The sequence below is a fragment of the Streptomyces sp. MBT65 genome, from assembly GCF_016612545.1.
In the GTDB taxonomy this organism is placed as follows: domain Bacteria; phylum Actinomycetota; class Actinomycetes; order Streptomycetales; family Streptomycetaceae; genus Streptomyces.
The window spans coordinates 1-15,015 of the sequence record NZ_JAENRY010000332.1; the positions used below are offsets into that span (position 1 = coordinate 1).

The following is a 15,015-nucleotide window of genomic DNA, read 5'->3' on the forward strand; positions in this document are numbered from 1 at the left end:
CACGTTACTTACCGCCCTCTCAGAGACCGCACGGCCCTGCCCCCACTGGTCCTGTCGGAGACGGAGACCCGCACGGTGGACTCGGTAGGCGGTCCACGAGGGCCGGCCATCGGGTCCACCGATCAGCCGGTCAGGCGAACGTCAGTTGCTCCGGGCCGTTCTCGCCTGCATCACCTCCGGGCAGTGGTGGCGCGTCTGGTACGTCGCGGTTGAGGCGCAGCCACCAGGCGAACTGCCAGTTCCTGCAGGTCCGGTACAGCCGGGAGTTCCTCTTGTCTGCGTCGAGGGGAACGGAGTGCTCGCCCCAACCGAGGATGGGGCGAGCGTTGGCCAGCCGGACGCCGAGGCCAGGTACGAGGGCGTTGCCCTCCCAGGTCTCGCTGGGTGCGTACTCGAATGCCAGGTGCGCGTTGCGGGACCAGTCCCAGGGGATCGGTAGCGCACATAGGTACCAGGCGGCTGGCGGATTCGTCGCAGGTAGGTGAAGTGTCTGCCGGGATTGATGGGTGTTGATGTGTGGTCGGTCGGATTCTCCGAACGTCTTCAGGCAGTGCTGTGTCAGGTCGAGTTCACGGATGCCGGCCAGCCACATGATGCGGTAGCTGGCCCTTGCTTCGATGTCTATGCGAACCCTGCCCGAGTCCGCCCGCAAATGCATTTCCCTACCCCTCCAATTTTGAATTCCTATCCTCGATCAATTCTATCAAAATATCCAGAATTCCGCCGTGCTTGTTGTGTCGGAATTCGTTCGGGTAGGGCATATTGAATTCCTCCGAAAATGCCTGACGATATTCCTCGATCGGCAGGACTCGTGGGCGCTTACAGGTGGCCTTGACCGTGGCCCTGGTGGTGTCACTGATCTGCACGTCCTCGAAGTACCGAGACAGCAGACCAAGGAGAGACTCGGGCGTGTGGTAGCGAATCCGCTGCCACTTGCCGCGCACGAACCGCATGTCGACGTTCTCACTGTCGAGGAACGACAGGCGGGTGGAGTCGCGGCTAATGGAGTGCTCGGAGTTCTCGTACGCCAGCTCCCGCTCCAGGTTGCGCGTGCCAATGCAGACTTGCCCGTCCGCCGCACAGAGCGCGTTGACGGTGGTGAGCACCCAGTGCTGGTAGTCGAGGGATGTGGTGGCGTTGATGACCGAGTCGAGGACCACCACCTCGTAGAGGCCGTTCTCCCTCAACTCGCGTTCGATGGTGCGGATCTGGCCGACGATGGTGCGGATGTCGACGGCGTACTTGCCTTTCAGGGTGCGATAGGGCTCGTAGTCGTGGATCTTGTAGCCCTTGCCGCGGAGGTGTCGGGCGTAGTCGCCGTGCCCGGCACCGAAGTCCACCACCCGGTGGGAGGTGGTGAGCCATGGCAGGACGAGGCGCTCCCACACTTCGGACTTGTAGCGGACCTTGTCCGCCTTGGCCTTCGAGGAATGCTCGCGCAGTCGGTTGGGCTGCACGATGTGCTGATTCCACACTGGGGCCTGCTCTTCGAGGCCGGTCCAGTCGTAGACGCCGTACTCGCCAGTGAGGTCTTCAACGAGCTGGCCGGCGTCGAAGGAGGCGCAGGTCCAAGCGAGGATGTCGAAGCGTTGAGCCTTGGCGACCGCCGCGTACTCGGCGTTCAGTACGATGCGGCCCTGGTCGTCGATGACCACCGAGCCCCAGGGCCCGTGGGCAGCGGTCATGAACCCGATCGCCTGCTGGAAAGGCAGGTTCTTCGACTCCTCAACTTCGATGGTCTGCCACGGAATCGAGCACCACTGGCCGATCGGCCCCGGCTCCGCGTAGACCACGGACGACTTGGTCTCGACCCGGTTGTGCAGGAGGTTGAACTTGATCTCGTCCTGAAGCCGCACCTTCTGCGGCAGGATCATCGCCGGCGTCGTCGTCTCGCCGATCGCCTTCAAGCCCTTGGTCCTCTGGTGACCCGCGACCAGCGTTCCGTCAGCATTCAGGATCACCGGCTTCACTACGCCGTGGCGGCGTAGCGAGCCCTGCAGCCGGACGAACGAATCCTCGGACAGACGACGCGGGTTGTAGTCCGCGGGCCGCAACTTGGACAGCGGATACGCGGGGTCGAACCGCACATCGAGAGGGTTCACGCGACCGCTCCCTCTTCGGCGTGATGCTCCTCGTTGAGGACGTGCCAGCCGAACCCGAGGTCGGAGTCGTGATCGCCGACGAACTGCTTGTACAGCGCGTCGAGCAACTCGACTTCGGCCTGTGTGATCCGGACGCGGGTGGAGGACCACTGCATGTACCCCCACTGCAGGTAGTCCACCGTCGCCGCGGACCCGGTGTCTGCCCCATCAGTGGGGAGCTCGATGGGTGCTGGGAGCGCCGTCTCGTCCAGGAGCTGATCGAGTTGGTCTTGGTCGTAGCCCGTGCCCTGGAGGTCGGGTAGTTCGGTGAGGATGTCCGCTAGGAGCACACTGTCGTACCCGGCGAGGTCGCTGGTGCGGTTGTCGACAACGACGACCTTCGCGGCCGCGCCATCGTCGACGTCGAGCCAGGTAACGGCAATCTCAGCCCACCCGAGCTGCTTGGCCGCCTTGTAGGTGTGGTTGCCGGCGAGGATCTCGTTCGGGCGCCCAGTGAGCGTGCCACGGTTGACGACGATCGGCCGGTACTGGCCGTTCGTGGACAGCGACTCGGCGATGGAGTCGAGATCGCCAGTACGCGGGTTGCGGTGGTACGGGGCCAGCTCATCGACCGGGACGGCCAGGTCCGCGAGCGAGGCCGGAATGCGAGACGCGGTGGACATGAGGCTCCAGCCCCACGCCCACCGTCGAGCCTAGGTGAGTGAAGCGAGTGCCTCGGTGTTACCAGCGTTATCCATCTGAGAGGCGCAGACGGGCAGTCCTTGCTGGGGCGCCGACACGGGGATGCAGGCATTCGTTCGTGTAGCGAACGGGCAGCCCATTTCTCTGAGTACCTCTGTCAGTGGCGGCTGCTACACCTCCGCTACGACCACACCGATCGGCTTCGCGACCACTCGGAGGTAAACAGGCCTGTCGTATCGGGCAGTCTCAAGGCGCCACGGGACCGCCCTGATTCCGCCAATTCCTGAGCTCCGAGCAGCGAATCCGCTGATCGTCCTACACGTCCCTGCACGTCATGCCACCGTGCGCATGCGCACGGCCCCACACGATTGAGGAGCACGATGCCCGCCCCCACCCCTGAGCAGAGCGTTGCGGTTGACACATTCCGACGCGGCGAACACTTGGTCCTTCAAGCCGGCGCCGGGACAGGAAAGACGACAACTCTCTCCATGCTCGCGGAAAGCACCAAGAAGCGCGGGAAGTACATCGCCTTCAACAAGCCCATCGCAGCGGAGGCGTCCACCAAGTTCCCGAGCAACGTGCAGTGCAGGACCACGCATTCGCTGGCTTTCGCCGCGGTCGGCCGTAAGTACGCTGCCCGCCTGGGCGCACCCCGCGTTCCGGGCTGGAAGACCGGGGCATCTCTGGGTATCGGCCTCAACATGCGAATCAAGATCGGGGAGCGCGACGTCACCAACAAGGCGCTCTCCTACACAGTGTTGCGAACTGTCACGCGCTTCTGCCAGTCGGCAGACCCGACCATTCAGCGGTACCACGTGCCGCGGCTGCGCGGCATCGAGGTCGAGGACCTGCATGCCCAACTCGTCGAAGTGGTCCTGCCGTACGCCCACAGGGCGTGGCAGGATCTCCAGAACCCGGAACACGGCAGCGTCCGCTTCGATCACGACCACTACTTGAAGATCTGGGCGCTGACCGAACCCCGCATCGAAGCGGACTTCTTGCTCCTGGACGAGGCGCAGGACACCAACCCGGTCGTGGAGAAGGTCTTCAACGCTCAACGCGGTCACAGCCAGCTGGTCATGGTCGGCGACTCCGCCCAGGCCATTTACGGGTGGCGCGGCGCCCGCGACGTGATGAGTGACTTCGACGGTACGGAACTGTTGCTGTCGCAGTCCTTCCGCTTCGGCCCAGCCCTGGCCGACGAAGCCAACCGGTGGCTCAGCATCGTCGACTCCCCGATCCGTCTGGCCGGCACGAACACGATTCCCACGAAACTGGAGCGAGTTGAGCATCCGAACGCCATCCTGTGCCGCTCCAATGTCGGCGCGATGATCGAGGTCATGCACCAGCTCGACCTAGGACGCCGCGTCGCGCTCGTCGGCGGAGGGGAATCTCTACGCGCCCTGGCGAAGGCGGCACGGGACCTCAAAGCCGGGAAACGAAGCACCCATCCGGAACTGATCTTGTTCGACTCCTGGGGCGAACTCCAGGAGTACGCGGAATACGACCCATCAGGTCGAGACCTGCTCCCACTGGTCGACCTTGTCGATGAACATGGCGTTGACGTCATCCTCGCGGCGGTCGACCGTCTTGCTTTCGAGCAGGGCGCAGACATCGTCGTCTCCACCGCCCACAAGGCCAAAGGCCGCGAATGGGCCTCCGTACGGATCGGCGACGACTTCAACGAGCCCGTCGATCCGGAAGAGACCGACGAGGACGGCAACCCGCTCCCCGGCGACATCGACGATGGTGAGGCCCGTCTCGCGTATGTCGCTGTCACGCGCGCTCGCCACCAGCTGGATCTCGGTGGCCTGTCGTGGATCAACGAGCACCCAGATGGAACCCCCAACGGGGCAATCCCCTCCCAGCCGCTCTCGCCGGACAACCCGTGGGACCGGCTCGGTCCCTTGTAGCCGAGCGAAGTTGTCAGTGGCCGCTGCCACAGTGGGCGGGAGAGAGGGAAAGGGGGAATCGCTCGGTGCCCATGACGGCGATCCATCCCAGGCGAGGACGAATCGACGCGACGGCCGCGGACTTGGGCTGCGATTGGGCATGGGCCGCAATCCACCGCGTGCGTCCTCGTGTCCCGCTGGCCTGCCCCGAGTGTCGCCACGGTGTGCGTGCCAAGGTGTCACACCTGGGGCTTCGGTTCTTCGCCCACGATCCAGGTGCTCCTACCTGCGGTCTCGCCGGTGAGTCGATGGAGCATCGTCTGCTCAAGCTGGAGCTGGTGACGGCCGCACGGGGCGCGGGCTGGCACGCGGCCCTGGAAGTGCCAGCCGCCGATGGCAGATGGCGGGCCGACGTCATGGCAACCTCGCCTGATGGCGCGCTGCGCATGGCCTGGGAGGCTCAGCTTTCATCGATCACCGAGGACGAGGTTCGGCAGCGCACGGACCGCTATGCCCGGGATGGCGTGCGAGTGTGCTGGGTGGTGACTCAGCCTCGGCGCTGGCGGGGCCGCGTGCCGTCGGTCTTGGCGAAGCCGCCGATCGAGGGGCAGCGCACCGTCTGGGAGGTGGTCGAAGGCCTGGTTCGCTTCGCTACAGAGCCGTGCCACCACCGCGTCCCGTGCTTCGGAGGGCACGGCCAATGGCAGAACGTCAAAGCGCCGTTACGCGACCTCGTGGCCTGGGTTCTGGACCGCCAAGTCGTCCCGCATCACTTCGGCTCCCCGGAGCTCTTGTCCGAGCACCAGTGGGAGCAGGTCTGGACGGCGCCACAATACGTGTCCCTTGCAGCGGACTTCGCCAAGGCCAAGCGGCGGGCACGAAGGAAGAGAGCAGCCGTCGGCACGGTCCGCGTCACGAGCCTGGATGGCCTGGGCCCAGATGCCATCGCCCGCGAGGTCGCCCTACGGATGACCGGCGTCCTACCTCCCCAGCGTGGCCGACGTGTACACACGGGAGCTCAGTTGCATGCCGCAGCAGAACCACAGTCCCCGGGAGCTGGTGACTCCGCCGGCCTCCCGCGAGTCCACGCCGAGGCAGAGACCTGGGTGTTGGAGGAGACCGGTGAGCAGGCGACCGTACGGGCCGACCAGCATCTGGCTGGTGGAACGCCCGTCTACCTTGGCGATTCCGTATACGGGGTGATCCGGCCGGACCCTGATCAAATGGACTGGCACCGGTGGCCAGGCCGCAAGACCTGGGTGCTGTTCGTTACCAGCCGGGATGAGCTCGAGCGCATCGCTGCTGCCGCCCCGAACGGTGTCCGCATCATCGAGTTGGAGTAGTGGCTCGACAAGACCATCGAGCTGAGGCGTGCGCCCGACCAATGGGCCCTCGCTGCGGTCCTTCACCGCGGGAGCGGGCCTTACGGCCGCCAGGTATGGGCGGGCAGTTCGTCAGCGAGCGTTGAGAAGAACCGCTGGTCACGCCACGATCCCAGGTTCCCGATGACGAACAGTCGGCGTTTCGCCCGGCTCACCGCGACATTGAGGAGGTTGGGCCGTGAGGCAGCCCAAGAACGAGCACCGGTCCGTCGTGGATCGCTGCCGAGCACCAAGATGACCACGTCGGCCTCTTTGCCCTGCGTCGTGTGAATTGTCCCGACCCGTGAATCTGGCAGCAGGCCACGGCAGGCACGCTGCGCTCCTCGCACAACAGCCCGGAACGGGCTGATGACGTAGATGTCTTGGGCGAGGTCGACACCGCCGTCGTCACGCAGCTTCTCCAAGACGCGGCGTAGTGCGCGGCCTTCTTCAGGGATCCAGTGCCCGTCTGCTTCGGTGGCTTCCACGTTTACCCAGCAGCTGCGGGGCCCGTAGCGGTAGTCGCCCCGGTCAGGGGTCCCGTAGACCATGAGGTTGTCGTAGGCGATGGCGTTGCTGATGCCGAACATGGGGTTGTCGCAGCGTCGGTGGACGCGCAGCGGACTGCCCACCCACACCTCTTGGGAGCCGTCGGGGAGTTCGGCAGGCAGCAGGGTGCCGTAGCGGTTGGTTCGGTCTGCAAGTTGCTGGACCGAGGTGCGGCTGGGGGCCCATTCCGCGTCGACGCCCAGCTCGTCGCCCAGAGCCCGCTGCGCGGTCCAGGGCAAGACCACGACTGGTTCGAGCTGTAGGGGGTCACCCACAACGACGGTGCGGGCGGCTCGCCACATGCCGCCGACGGCCATCTGGCCGGTTGCCTGTCCGGCTTCGTCGATGAACAACCAGCCCAGCGCCTCTGACCCGAGGCGGCCAAAGACCCGGTCCAGAGAGGCGAACGTGGTCGAGACGACGGGAACGAGCAGGAAGAGGCTCTGCCAGGCGGTTTTCACATGCTCCGCGGAGACGGTCTTGGGGATCGCGCCGGCCACGGCGTCCATGGCCGCCATGAGGTTGGCGTACATGGTGCGGGCCGTGCACCGCAGGAACGCCTCGTGGAGTCCCATCGCTGCGAGAAACAGCTCTGCACGGGCCTGGGCGATCTCTTCGTCGCCCCAAGGCGCAGCAAGTTCACGGGTGGTGTCGTCGTGAAGCCACGCCTCCTGCGGGACGTGGTCGCCCCAATCGGCGTGGGCCTGGGCGACGGTCTCCTCCAGCGCCTGAACGTGCGCAGCTGCCGAAGCGTGCTGCTGACGGCAGACGTCCAAAGTGTGCTCGGCCTGAGCCGCTGCCTGCTGGGCACCGAACAGAGATGCTGCTGCGGCGTCACGAACGCTGCGAGCCGTGTCCACATGGCCAGCGAGTTCTTGGTCGCGCTGATGCCACTCCCGAGCCGCACGGCCCAGCGTGCTGATGCTCACGACGAAACCGGGACGCCGGCGAGCATGGGCATCGAGCACCTGTTGTGCCTCGCGGATCGCCGCCTCAGCGTGCTGCAGTACGGCAGTCTCGCTCGCTACCTGCGCGCGAGCCTGATGTACGCGGGTGTCGCTGTCCGCGACGGATTGCTCGGCTGCCCGCAAGGCGGCGCCTGCGGACGACACCTGTCCAAGGGCTGCCCCGGCGGCCACGCGCTCGGCCTGCAACTGCTCTACCCGGGCATAACCCTGGCGGAACCGTTCCTTGGCCTCCCGCCACACACCACTGTGCGGCTGCCGACTCCATTCACGCAGAAGGTGTGCGATGCCCTGTTCACTGTCGATCCAGGCATCCCGACTGCGCGGCCGACGGCCGTTCGGCGGGGGCGGTGCCTGCTCGTCATCCATCTTGTACTTGCCGTGCCAGAACCGGTTGATGAACTCCATCCGGTTCTTCTTGTTTCCCAGCCTGGCTGCGACGGCGCCCCAGGCTGGCGCGCCCTTGAGGAGTCGGGTTGCTTGTTCGGCGAAGTAGTCGGCGTCCTCGGTCCACAAGTCGGCGAGGGCCGTGCGTGCCGGGATCTCGGTGGAGATGTTCTCCACGGCCCCGTTGTTGGCCGAGGCGACCACCATCTCGAAACCCGTGAACTCCGGCTTCAACGCGGTCACCGTGCGCGTGTAATCACCGCTCTGCCACCGATACGGTTCCTTGTCGATGAACGCCATTGAGGGCATGCGCAGCGACGCAAGACGTTGAGCACGCTCCACGATCACAGCGGCGAAGCAGTCGCGGAGCATCGTCGTCTTACCTGTGCCGGGCGGGCCGTTGACGGCGAACAGTCCACTCGATTCCGCCAGTTCACTCCAGATCGTGTTCACCGCGAACTGCTGGCTGAGAGCCAAAGGATGCTTCGGGTTCGCCGGCCAACGACCCATCGGGGTGCGCCCAGGCGCCACCGCGTCCAAGGCGGCTCGCGGCTCCTCTCGCAGGTCGACCCGCCACGCGGCGTTCACCTGCGTTCCCGGCGTCAGATAGGCGGCCAGGCCCGCCCCAGGCTCCCGCGTCTGCAAGGCGCGTGAGACCAGATCAAGGTCGGCGACATAGAAACTGTTGAGGAAGTCCTGCTGATCGGCATCATCGGCTTGCTTCTGCCGCACCGCCACGCTCCGGACCCGAATCTCCTCCGGCTGTAGAGCGTCCGTCACGTTCCAGGCCTGAGCGAGATCGCGCACGAAGCCCAGCAGATCCTTCTCGGACAACCGGTACAAGCCGATCTTGTCCTTGTCCTCCTCGCTGTCGTCATCGGCAGCGGTGTCAGACGCGTCGAAGTCCGGCAGCTCGTCAACCAGCTCCTCGCCGAGATCCGCCGCGCGAGTGAGCCATACCGTCTCTTCCTCGTCGAACCCGTCCAGCCATCCGGGCTGGGTGGGCCCCGGATGCAACGCCCGGCCCGTGGCCCAAGCACAAGTAGATAGCACCGGAGAATCGAGAAGCAGACGCCCCTCGTCGGTGACGGTCAACGCGAACAGGGCGCTCTCGCCGTCCAGCCGCCCATCGTGGTCTTCCTCGTTCTCGCCGAAGACCTCTAGGAGCACGTCACGCACCGCCCGCAGTGCGTAGGCGCCGCCATAAACCACGTGCTGCCACACGAACCCCGGATCCAGCGGCACCGACCGCAGCGGGTGGCCGTCCTCCCACGGCAGCGGCCCGTCCTGGGCCACTGCGTACACCCGCTCACGGGCCGACACGGCAGGAATCTTCTGTGGGCTGAACAGCTCCATTGCGCGCCAGTAGCCCACGATCAGAGCCCGCCGCTGCTGCTCAGTTCCCACAATGCCCCCAACCCACACAGCCGCTTGCCGTCACCATACGTACCCTGATCGGCACTACTTCTTCAGGGATCTACTCGGATTCGATTGCCGCAGGTGTCGAAATCTCCTGGGCCAGCCGCAGGCCGGGGCCGTGCCGCGACTGCTGGTGAGGCCCTGCAGACGGGGGATGCTGCAGGGCCTCACATACAAGAACGTAGAAGGCGGGCGAAGCGTTCCGTCTGCCCATGGAATCTCGCGCCTGTTGCGCTTTGAGGCATTTGTGACAGTTGCTGTGGCCGAGTGTGCGGGGTTGGCATGTCACAGGGTGGGTGGCACGGTGACGGCTTTGCCTGTGTGATTACTCTGGCCCCAACAGCGTCGTCGCGGGAATTTGCGCCTGAGGCGCTGCGCGCGAACGGCACGGTGTGGGGAGGGGCGCGCATGCGCTTCACGGTGGTGGAACGGGGCGGACGGGAACCCAGAGATCCCCGTTCGCAGGCGGTGCTGATCAGGGAACGGTGGGACGACCAGGGGTTCGTCACCATGTTCCATCTCGCGGTCTACGACAGGCACGGTGAGCGGCACGACATCGGCGAAGTCAAGATCGGCAAGTTCGGGATGGAGCCGCACTCCGCGGTCCAGGTCCCCGACACCTTCGAGTACCTCGACGACACGTTCTTCTCGCTCGGGCAGGACGACAGCTACTACATGCGGCTGCAGGAGCTCGGCCAAGGCAGCCAGATCCGGCAAGTGGTGCTCTCCGCGCTTCGCGACATGGCGTTCGACGAGCAGATCTACCGTCGGGCCAAACCGGAAGCGGTGACGCAGCGGTCCTTGATGCGATTCCTGAAGGGGGCCGCGGTCGAGCGGCAGTTCCGTCGCATCGCCCAGGGCAGCGGCGAACGTGTCCGCGGGTTCCAAGTAGCGTACGAGCCTCCCGTTCCAGAAGGGGGCGACCAGAAACCCGTCCGGCTGTCGTTCGCGGTCAGACCGGAATCACTTCCGCCGACGAACATCCACGTGCTGATCGGCCGCAACAGCGTCGGCAAGTCGTTCCTCCTCAACAGCCTCACCCGCTGCATCGTCCACCAAGACGCCGGCAGCCAAGAGGTCGGGCGCATCATCGGCGACGAAGGCCGGGACACCTTCGCGAACCTGGTCAGCGTCACCTTCAGCGCCTTCGACGAGTTCCCACTCATCCACCACGCAGACGTAGCGATCGAACGCTACGCCTACGTCGGGCTGAAGATCCCCAACAGCACAGGCAGCAAGACGCCGCGGATCAAGACTCCGAAGCGACTGACCGACGACTTCGCCGAGAGCGTGGAGGCATGCCTCACCGGCGTCCGCGCCGAACGGTGGACGAAGGCACTGCGGACCCTCCAGTACGCCGGCAGCGGCTTCATCGCGGAGGACTGGCTCGAGGGCTTCCTCAGAACCCAAAGCGCCGACAGCCGGAGACGTAAGGCACGCCATCTGTTCGCATCCCTCAGCTCCGGCCACAAGGCCGTTCTGCTGACCTTGACCAGGCTCGTCGAGCACGTCACCGAACGCACGCTCGTTGTCATCGACGAGCCCGAATCGCACCTTCACCCGCCACTGCTGGCTGCCTTCATCAGGGCCCTGTCCGATCTGCTCGGTGAACGCAACGGGCTCGCCGTCATCGCCACCCACTCGCCTGTGGTGCTTCAAGAAGTCCCGGCGTCCTGTGTGTGGAAGCTCCACCGGTACGGGAGCGATCTGGTGGCCGAACGTCCCGTCATCGAAACGTTCGGGGAGAACGTCGGCATCCTCACCCACGAAGTGTTCGGCCTGGAGGTCACCGACTCCGGCTATCACCGTTATCTGAAGGACGTGGTCCGCAAGAACCTCTCCTACGAAGCGGTGCTCGACCGCTTCGGCGGCCAACTCGGTGGTGAAGCCAAAGCCATTGTGATGGCGCTCATCTCCGTACGGGACACGCAAGGGGGCCTGGGGCCGGATCCGGAGGACCGCTCCTGATGCGCCCTTTGTCCCTGCCGAGCCTGTCTACCCGAACTGTCTACCGCACCTGTATCGGTATGGCTCTGCCTCGGCACAGGGCCCGGCTGGAAGCGTTGGAGCAGGCTGTTGTCGACGCTGCGGATGAGTTCGAGGCCGCGGCCGAGGCTTCCAAGCTGCACGAGCTGAAGGAGCTCGCGAAGAAGCCTGGTGACGAGGCCGACCGTACGCAGCTCAACACCACGTACACGAGCCGCATGGTGCCAGCGGATTCAGCCGGGAACGAGTTCTACAGGCTGTTGAAGAGGGTCCGCCACAAGATCTGTCCGCTGTGCGGGCTCCGAGACGTTGAAACCCTCGACCACCAGTTGCCGAAGGCGAAGTACCCGCTGCTGTCGGTGGTGCCGACCAACCTTGTGCCGGCGTGCGGGCACTGCAATCGGCTCAAATGGGAGCACGTGCCGGAGTCTGCCGCAGAGCAGACTCTGCACCCCTACTACGACGACGTGACCGACCAGCAGTGGCTGTTTGCCTGTCTACAGGAGAGCGAGAGCCGCCCGCCCGAGATCACGTACTCCATATGTCCCCCAGAGGGCGCGGACAGCGTTCTTGCGGCTCGTATCGTTTTCCACTTTCAGAAGTTCCAGCTGGCGGAGCTGTACGGGGCGAACGGAGGCCGGGAGATGAGCAACATCCGCGGTTTCCTGCGCATCCTTGATGCTGCCGGGAGAGCCGCGTACCTGGCGAAGATGGAGCACAGTGTCGCCGTTGACAAGGACGCTGGCGGCCTCAACCACTGGCGGAGGGCGCTGTACCAGGCGCTGGCCGGAAACTCTTGGTACATCAACGGCGGATTTGCTCAGTTCTGATGCTGCCGCGTACTGCTGCCGGTGGCGTGCTCGACGGGCGCGCGTGCTGGGTGAACAGTGTGCGGGGTGGGCAGGCTGTCCAACGGGGTGCCGGGCACAAGGCACACGAAGAGATCCGAGAGTCGGAGGGGGAGCACAATCGTGGACTTCGTCGGAGAGGTGATCCGGCTGACCCCGCTGGACGATCGCCGTCATCTGATCGACCGCGGCCCGCTGGTGCTGGCTGACATGAAGATTGCGGTGGAGACCGAGCCCGATTCGCGGCAGCAGGTCGCCGAGCGGTGGGGAATCCACCAGTCGGACGACCACCCCGAGGAGTGGCTGGACGTCGACGTGGACGTTACTGAGCTGGGGAAGGAAGCTCCGAGCCCGGCCGTCCTGAGTGACTTGGTTGTGGCTGCCACGCGTACGTCCAGGGCGGCGGTCGAGGTGTGGGGCCCTGCGACGGCCGATGAGACGTGGCCCTATCTCGTGATGCCGTGGGTGGACTTCGAGACCATGGGGGCCTGCGCGCCGTTCCGCGGCGGCCGTGTGAGCTTCGGAGGGTTTCTGTTCGACCGCGACTGGGGGTGGCACGGCGATCCGCCCACCGAATCGAATGGGCTTCAGGTGCCGTTCGCGCCGCTCCTCGACGTCCCAGCCGGCGCCTTGTGGGCAACCGGGTTCACTGATGTGCCTCCACCTGCGGCTACGCCGCGCAGCGAATGGGACGGGATCATCGAACGATCCGAGTGGAAGGGCTACATCCCCGGGCGTTCTCCCGCTGCTAGCCCCTGATCGGAAGTCCTCACCGGATGTCTCCTGAGGCGTGCGGTGTGATGCCAGTGGCGGGTCAGGCGCGAAGCCGCCGGTAGGCGAGCTGTACGGCTTCGATGTAGTGGGTGAACTCCTCGGTGGTGTGCTGCCTGTTGGAGGCACTCATGTCGCCGTTGCGGAAGAAGGCTGCACGCTGAGCTGTCGACAGCTCCAACTGGACGCCGTACCCGGAGAGGTTTCGGTTGCAGATGTTCTGCGGGTTGCGTCCTGCGCGCTCGACGGCAGCATCGGTGACGGCGAAGCCCGCGTGCTGAAGTGATCGCTTCACCCACATCTTGAACTGGTCATCGAGCCCTCCGACTTCGGTGATCTTCTGGGTGCTGTGGAATCCGTGCCAGGACACGGTGCGCACCATGCTGTGCTGCAGGGCGACGCAGCGAGGTTCGTCGAAGTGGCTTGAGGTGACGTGCAGATCTCGGTTGCTGGAGGCCTTCTTCTTGCCGCGGAACGAGTAGTAGTTGTGGCTGTCTCCTGCGGCAGCGTTCGCGGCCTCCGTGGTGCCGACTTCGATGCCTCCGCCGTGGACGGCTATGTGGGCCAGGTCGGAGCCTGGGGCGGGGCGTAGCTCTCGGGCCCAGGCGATTCCTTCGGTTTCGTGGGCGGCGAGTTCGGCGAAGTTGTCGTACGTGTCGCGGGTTGTGGCGAGGTCTGCTTCATTGAGCAGGGTGGTGTTCACGATGTTGGCTCCGGAGGCGGTGCTGCGTGGCGAGCGGTTACTGCCGGGTGGTGCTGATGTAGCAGGCGTAGACGTTGGCGGTGCCGTCGTCGGCGAGGCGGGCGGTGGCATCGAATGCGCCGGCCGGGCGGAAGGCGCTGTGGCGGCCGGTCCGGATGCGGTACGCGAGGTTGGTGGCCCGGTTCAGGTTGCCGAGGGTCTCGATGTGCGCCCACTCGTCCGGGTGTTCGCGGAGAGCCTGGGCGGTGTCGTACGCCTCCTGGCTGCGGGTTGGGGCAGGCAGGGGTTCGAAGCGGGCGTGCATTCAGCGGTCTCCGGCGGTCGGCAGGGCGGCTTCGGCGAGTTCCCGGATGCGGGCTGCTGTGCGCCACTGGGCGTCGGAGAGGTGTTCGCACAGCTCGTTGGCCAGGCGGGCGACTTCGGCGAGGACCAGCTCGGTGCCGGTTGCTGGCGTGGGGGTGCTCTGCTCGCGGTCCGGGCCGAGGGGCTCGGAGGGTGCCGTCGTGTGGTTGGTCGCGCGAGCAGAGTCATTCATGGCGGTTTTTCCCTGGGGTGGTCAGCGGTTGTTGCAGCGGCAGGTGTTGGTGATGGGGTTGAACCAACTGTCGCAGGAGTTGCACCACGTGGCTCCGGGCATCGGAGGAATCTCGGAGTGCTGCTTGGTGCGGTCGCGCACGGGTCTGCTTCCTTTGTCAGAAGTTGTCGGGTAGTTGGGCACGAGGGCCGTCGGGGGCGAGGACGTTCACGATGTGGTCGAGGTCTTTCGGCCGCCACAGTGCGGCTTCGAGGCCGCAGGCGGCGAGGTGCTTGAGCCAGTCGCGCTGAGCGGGGCGTATGCGCCCGGTGTCGGACTTGAACTCGGCGAAGATGATGCGTTTGGCTTTGGGGTGCCCGTAGACCTCGTCGGGCCATCCGGCGTCACTGCGCTGCGAGTTGTGCGTGTGGTACGTGAGAGTCCAGCCGCGGAGGGCTGCGATCTTGCGGACGTGCCGACGGAACTGTTCCTCGGTCACGCGGCCCGCCTGCGGCGCGGGACGTCGGCCTCCAGGAGGGCGGCGAGGTGCGCGGCGGCGTCCGGGTCCGGTCGCGGCTGGCGCCGGACGGCGGGCGTGGCCGCGAGCGCGGGGCGGCGGTGGCGTTCCTTGAGGAGTTCGGGCAGCGGGCGCTTCGTTTCCTCCCACAGGATCTCCTGCAGGGAGCGGCCGTATCGCTCGAGGACGAGGGCCTCGTAAAGGGCGTCGTCGTGGCTCGTGTGCTGCATGTCGTGGTGGTTGTTCAGGGCAGGCATGTTGGTTGCTCCATGGGTTGGCCGGGACCCGCAGGCCCCTGCGGGTCCCGGCCAACCCATGGA

The 15,015-nt window shown here is 65.7% G+C and carries 14 protein-coding genes; 5 read left to right on the forward strand and 9 right to left on the reverse strand.

Annotation, left to right across the window (positions count from 1 at the left end; translation table 11 throughout):
* Positions 1-130: 130 nt before the first annotated feature.
* Genes JHN63_RS43115 through JHN63_RS43125 form a run of 3 tightly spaced genes read right to left on the reverse strand, consistent with a single transcriptional unit; the run spans position 131 to position 2,764 of the window.
* Positions 131-652, reverse strand: a complete 522-nt coding sequence (locus JHN63_RS43115) for a hypothetical protein (protein ID WP_200690588.1) — start codon at positions 650-652, stop codon at positions 131-133.
* Between the two features lie 10 nt (positions 653-662).
* Entirely contained in the window at positions 663-2,102 is a 1,440-nt protein-coding gene (locus tag JHN63_RS43120) for a ParB N-terminal domain-containing protein (protein WP_200690589.1), read from the reverse strand.
* Complete coding sequence (locus tag JHN63_RS43125) at positions 2,099-2,764, reverse strand: ParB/RepB/Spo0J family partition protein (RefSeq protein ID WP_200690590.1); 666 nt, start codon at positions 2,762-2,764, stop codon at positions 2,099-2,101. The genes JHN63_RS43120 and JHN63_RS43125 overlap by 4 nt, the downstream gene beginning before the upstream one ends.
* 399 nt (positions 2,765-3,163) lie before the next feature.
* Here JHN63_RS43125 and JHN63_RS43130 point away from each other — a divergent pair, with 399 nt between their 5' ends.
* Positions 3,164-4,696: a UvrD-helicase domain-containing protein gene (locus JHN63_RS43130; RefSeq protein ID WP_200690591.1), complete on the forward strand. Its 1,533-nt coding sequence runs from the start codon at positions 3,164-3,166 to the stop codon at positions 4,694-4,696.
* A gap of 71 nt (positions 4,697-4,767) precedes the next feature.
* Positions 4,768-6,018, forward strand: a complete 1,251-nt coding sequence (locus JHN63_RS53405) for a competence protein CoiA (protein ID WP_234478544.1) — start codon at positions 4,768-4,770, stop codon at positions 6,016-6,018.
* 80 nt (positions 6,019-6,098) lie between these two features.
* Here the strand turns inward: JHN63_RS53405 and JHN63_RS43140 are convergent, their stop codons facing one another.
* Positions 6,099-9,293, reverse strand: a complete 3,195-nt coding sequence (locus tag JHN63_RS43140; RefSeq protein WP_234478545.1) for a DEAD/DEAH box helicase — start codon at positions 9,291-9,293, stop codon at positions 6,099-6,101.
* A gap of 345 nt (positions 9,294-9,638) precedes the next feature.
* On the opposite strand from JHN63_RS43140, the gene JHN63_RS43145 reads away from it, so the two are divergent.
* The 3 genes from JHN63_RS43145 (at position 9,639) to JHN63_RS43155 (ending at position 12,949) form a co-directional block, all read left to right on the forward strand.
* Positions 9,639-11,324, forward strand: coding sequence for an AAA family ATPase (locus JHN63_RS43145; protein ID WP_234478547.1), 1,686 nt, complete (start codon positions 9,639-9,641; stop codon positions 11,322-11,324).
* 95 nt (positions 11,325-11,419) lie between these two features.
* Positions 11,420-12,172, forward strand: coding sequence for an HNH endonuclease (locus tag JHN63_RS43150; protein ID WP_200690592.1), 753 nt, complete (start codon positions 11,420-11,422; stop codon positions 12,170-12,172).
* A gap of 141 nt (positions 12,173-12,313) precedes the next feature.
* Positions 12,314-12,949, forward strand: a complete 636-nt coding sequence (locus tag JHN63_RS43155) for a hypothetical protein (RefSeq protein WP_200690593.1) — start codon at positions 12,314-12,316, stop codon at positions 12,947-12,949.
* Positions 12,950-13,004: 55 nt separating this feature from the next.
* Here JHN63_RS43155 and JHN63_RS43160 read toward each other — a convergent pair whose 3' ends face one another.
* The 5 genes from JHN63_RS43160 to JHN63_RS43180 form a co-directional block, all read right to left on the reverse strand.
* A complete protein-coding gene (locus tag JHN63_RS43160; protein ID WP_200690594.1) occupies positions 13,005-13,664 on the reverse strand; it encodes a poly-gamma-glutamate hydrolase family protein in 660 nt (219 codons plus the stop codon).
* A 37-nt stretch (positions 13,665-13,701) separates the two neighbouring features.
* The gene (locus JHN63_RS43165) at positions 13,702-13,968 is read right to left on the reverse strand and encodes a hypothetical protein (protein ID WP_200690595.1); all 267 of its coding nucleotides are present in this window, start codon (positions 13,966-13,968) and stop codon (positions 13,702-13,704) included.
* Positions 13,969-14,199 (reverse strand): hypothetical protein, encoded by a 231-nt coding sequence (locus JHN63_RS43170; RefSeq protein ID WP_200690596.1) that lies wholly within the window; start codon positions 14,197-14,199, stop codon positions 13,969-13,971.
* Positions 14,200-14,356: 157 nt separating this feature from the next.
* Entirely contained in the window at positions 14,357-14,677 is a 321-nt protein-coding gene (locus JHN63_RS43175) for a VRR-NUC domain-containing protein (protein ID WP_200690597.1), read from the reverse strand.
* Positions 14,674-14,952, reverse strand: a complete 279-nt coding sequence (locus JHN63_RS43180) for a hypothetical protein (protein ID WP_200690598.1) — start codon at positions 14,950-14,952, stop codon at positions 14,674-14,676. Before JHN63_RS43180 ends, JHN63_RS43175 begins: the two co-directional genes overlap by 4 nt.
* Positions 14,953-15,015: the final 63 nt, after the last annotated feature.

Coding starts and splice junctions, on each gene's coding strand:
- JHN63_RS43170 (WP_200690596.1), bottom strand. CDS start 14,199: ATGAATGACTCTGCTCGCGCGACCAACCACACGACGGCACCCTCCGAG.
- JHN63_RS43145 (WP_234478547.1), top strand. CDS start 9,639: ATGTCACAGGGTGGGTGGCACGGTGACGGCTTTGCCTGTGTGATTACT.
- JHN63_RS43165 (WP_200690595.1), bottom strand. CDS start 13,968: ATGCACGCCCGCTTCGAACCCCTGCCTGCCCCAACCCGCAGCCAGGAG.
- JHN63_RS43140 (WP_234478545.1), bottom strand. CDS start 9,293: ATGGAGCTGTTCAGCCCACAGAAGATTCCTGCCGTGTCGGCCCGTGAG.
- JHN63_RS43125 (WP_200690590.1), bottom strand. CDS start 2,764: ATGTCCACCGCGTCTCGCATTCCGGCCTCGCTCGCGGACCTGGCCGTC.
- JHN63_RS43130 (WP_200690591.1), top strand. CDS start 3,164: ATGCCCGCCCCCACCCCTGAGCAGAGCGTTGCGGTTGACACATTCCGA.
- JHN63_RS43180 (WP_200690598.1), bottom strand. CDS start 14,952: ATGCCTGCCCTGAACAACCACCACGACATGCAGCACACGAGCCACGAC.
- JHN63_RS53405 (WP_234478544.1), top strand. CDS start 4,768: ATGACGGCGATCCATCCCAGGCGAGGACGAATCGACGCGACGGCCGCG.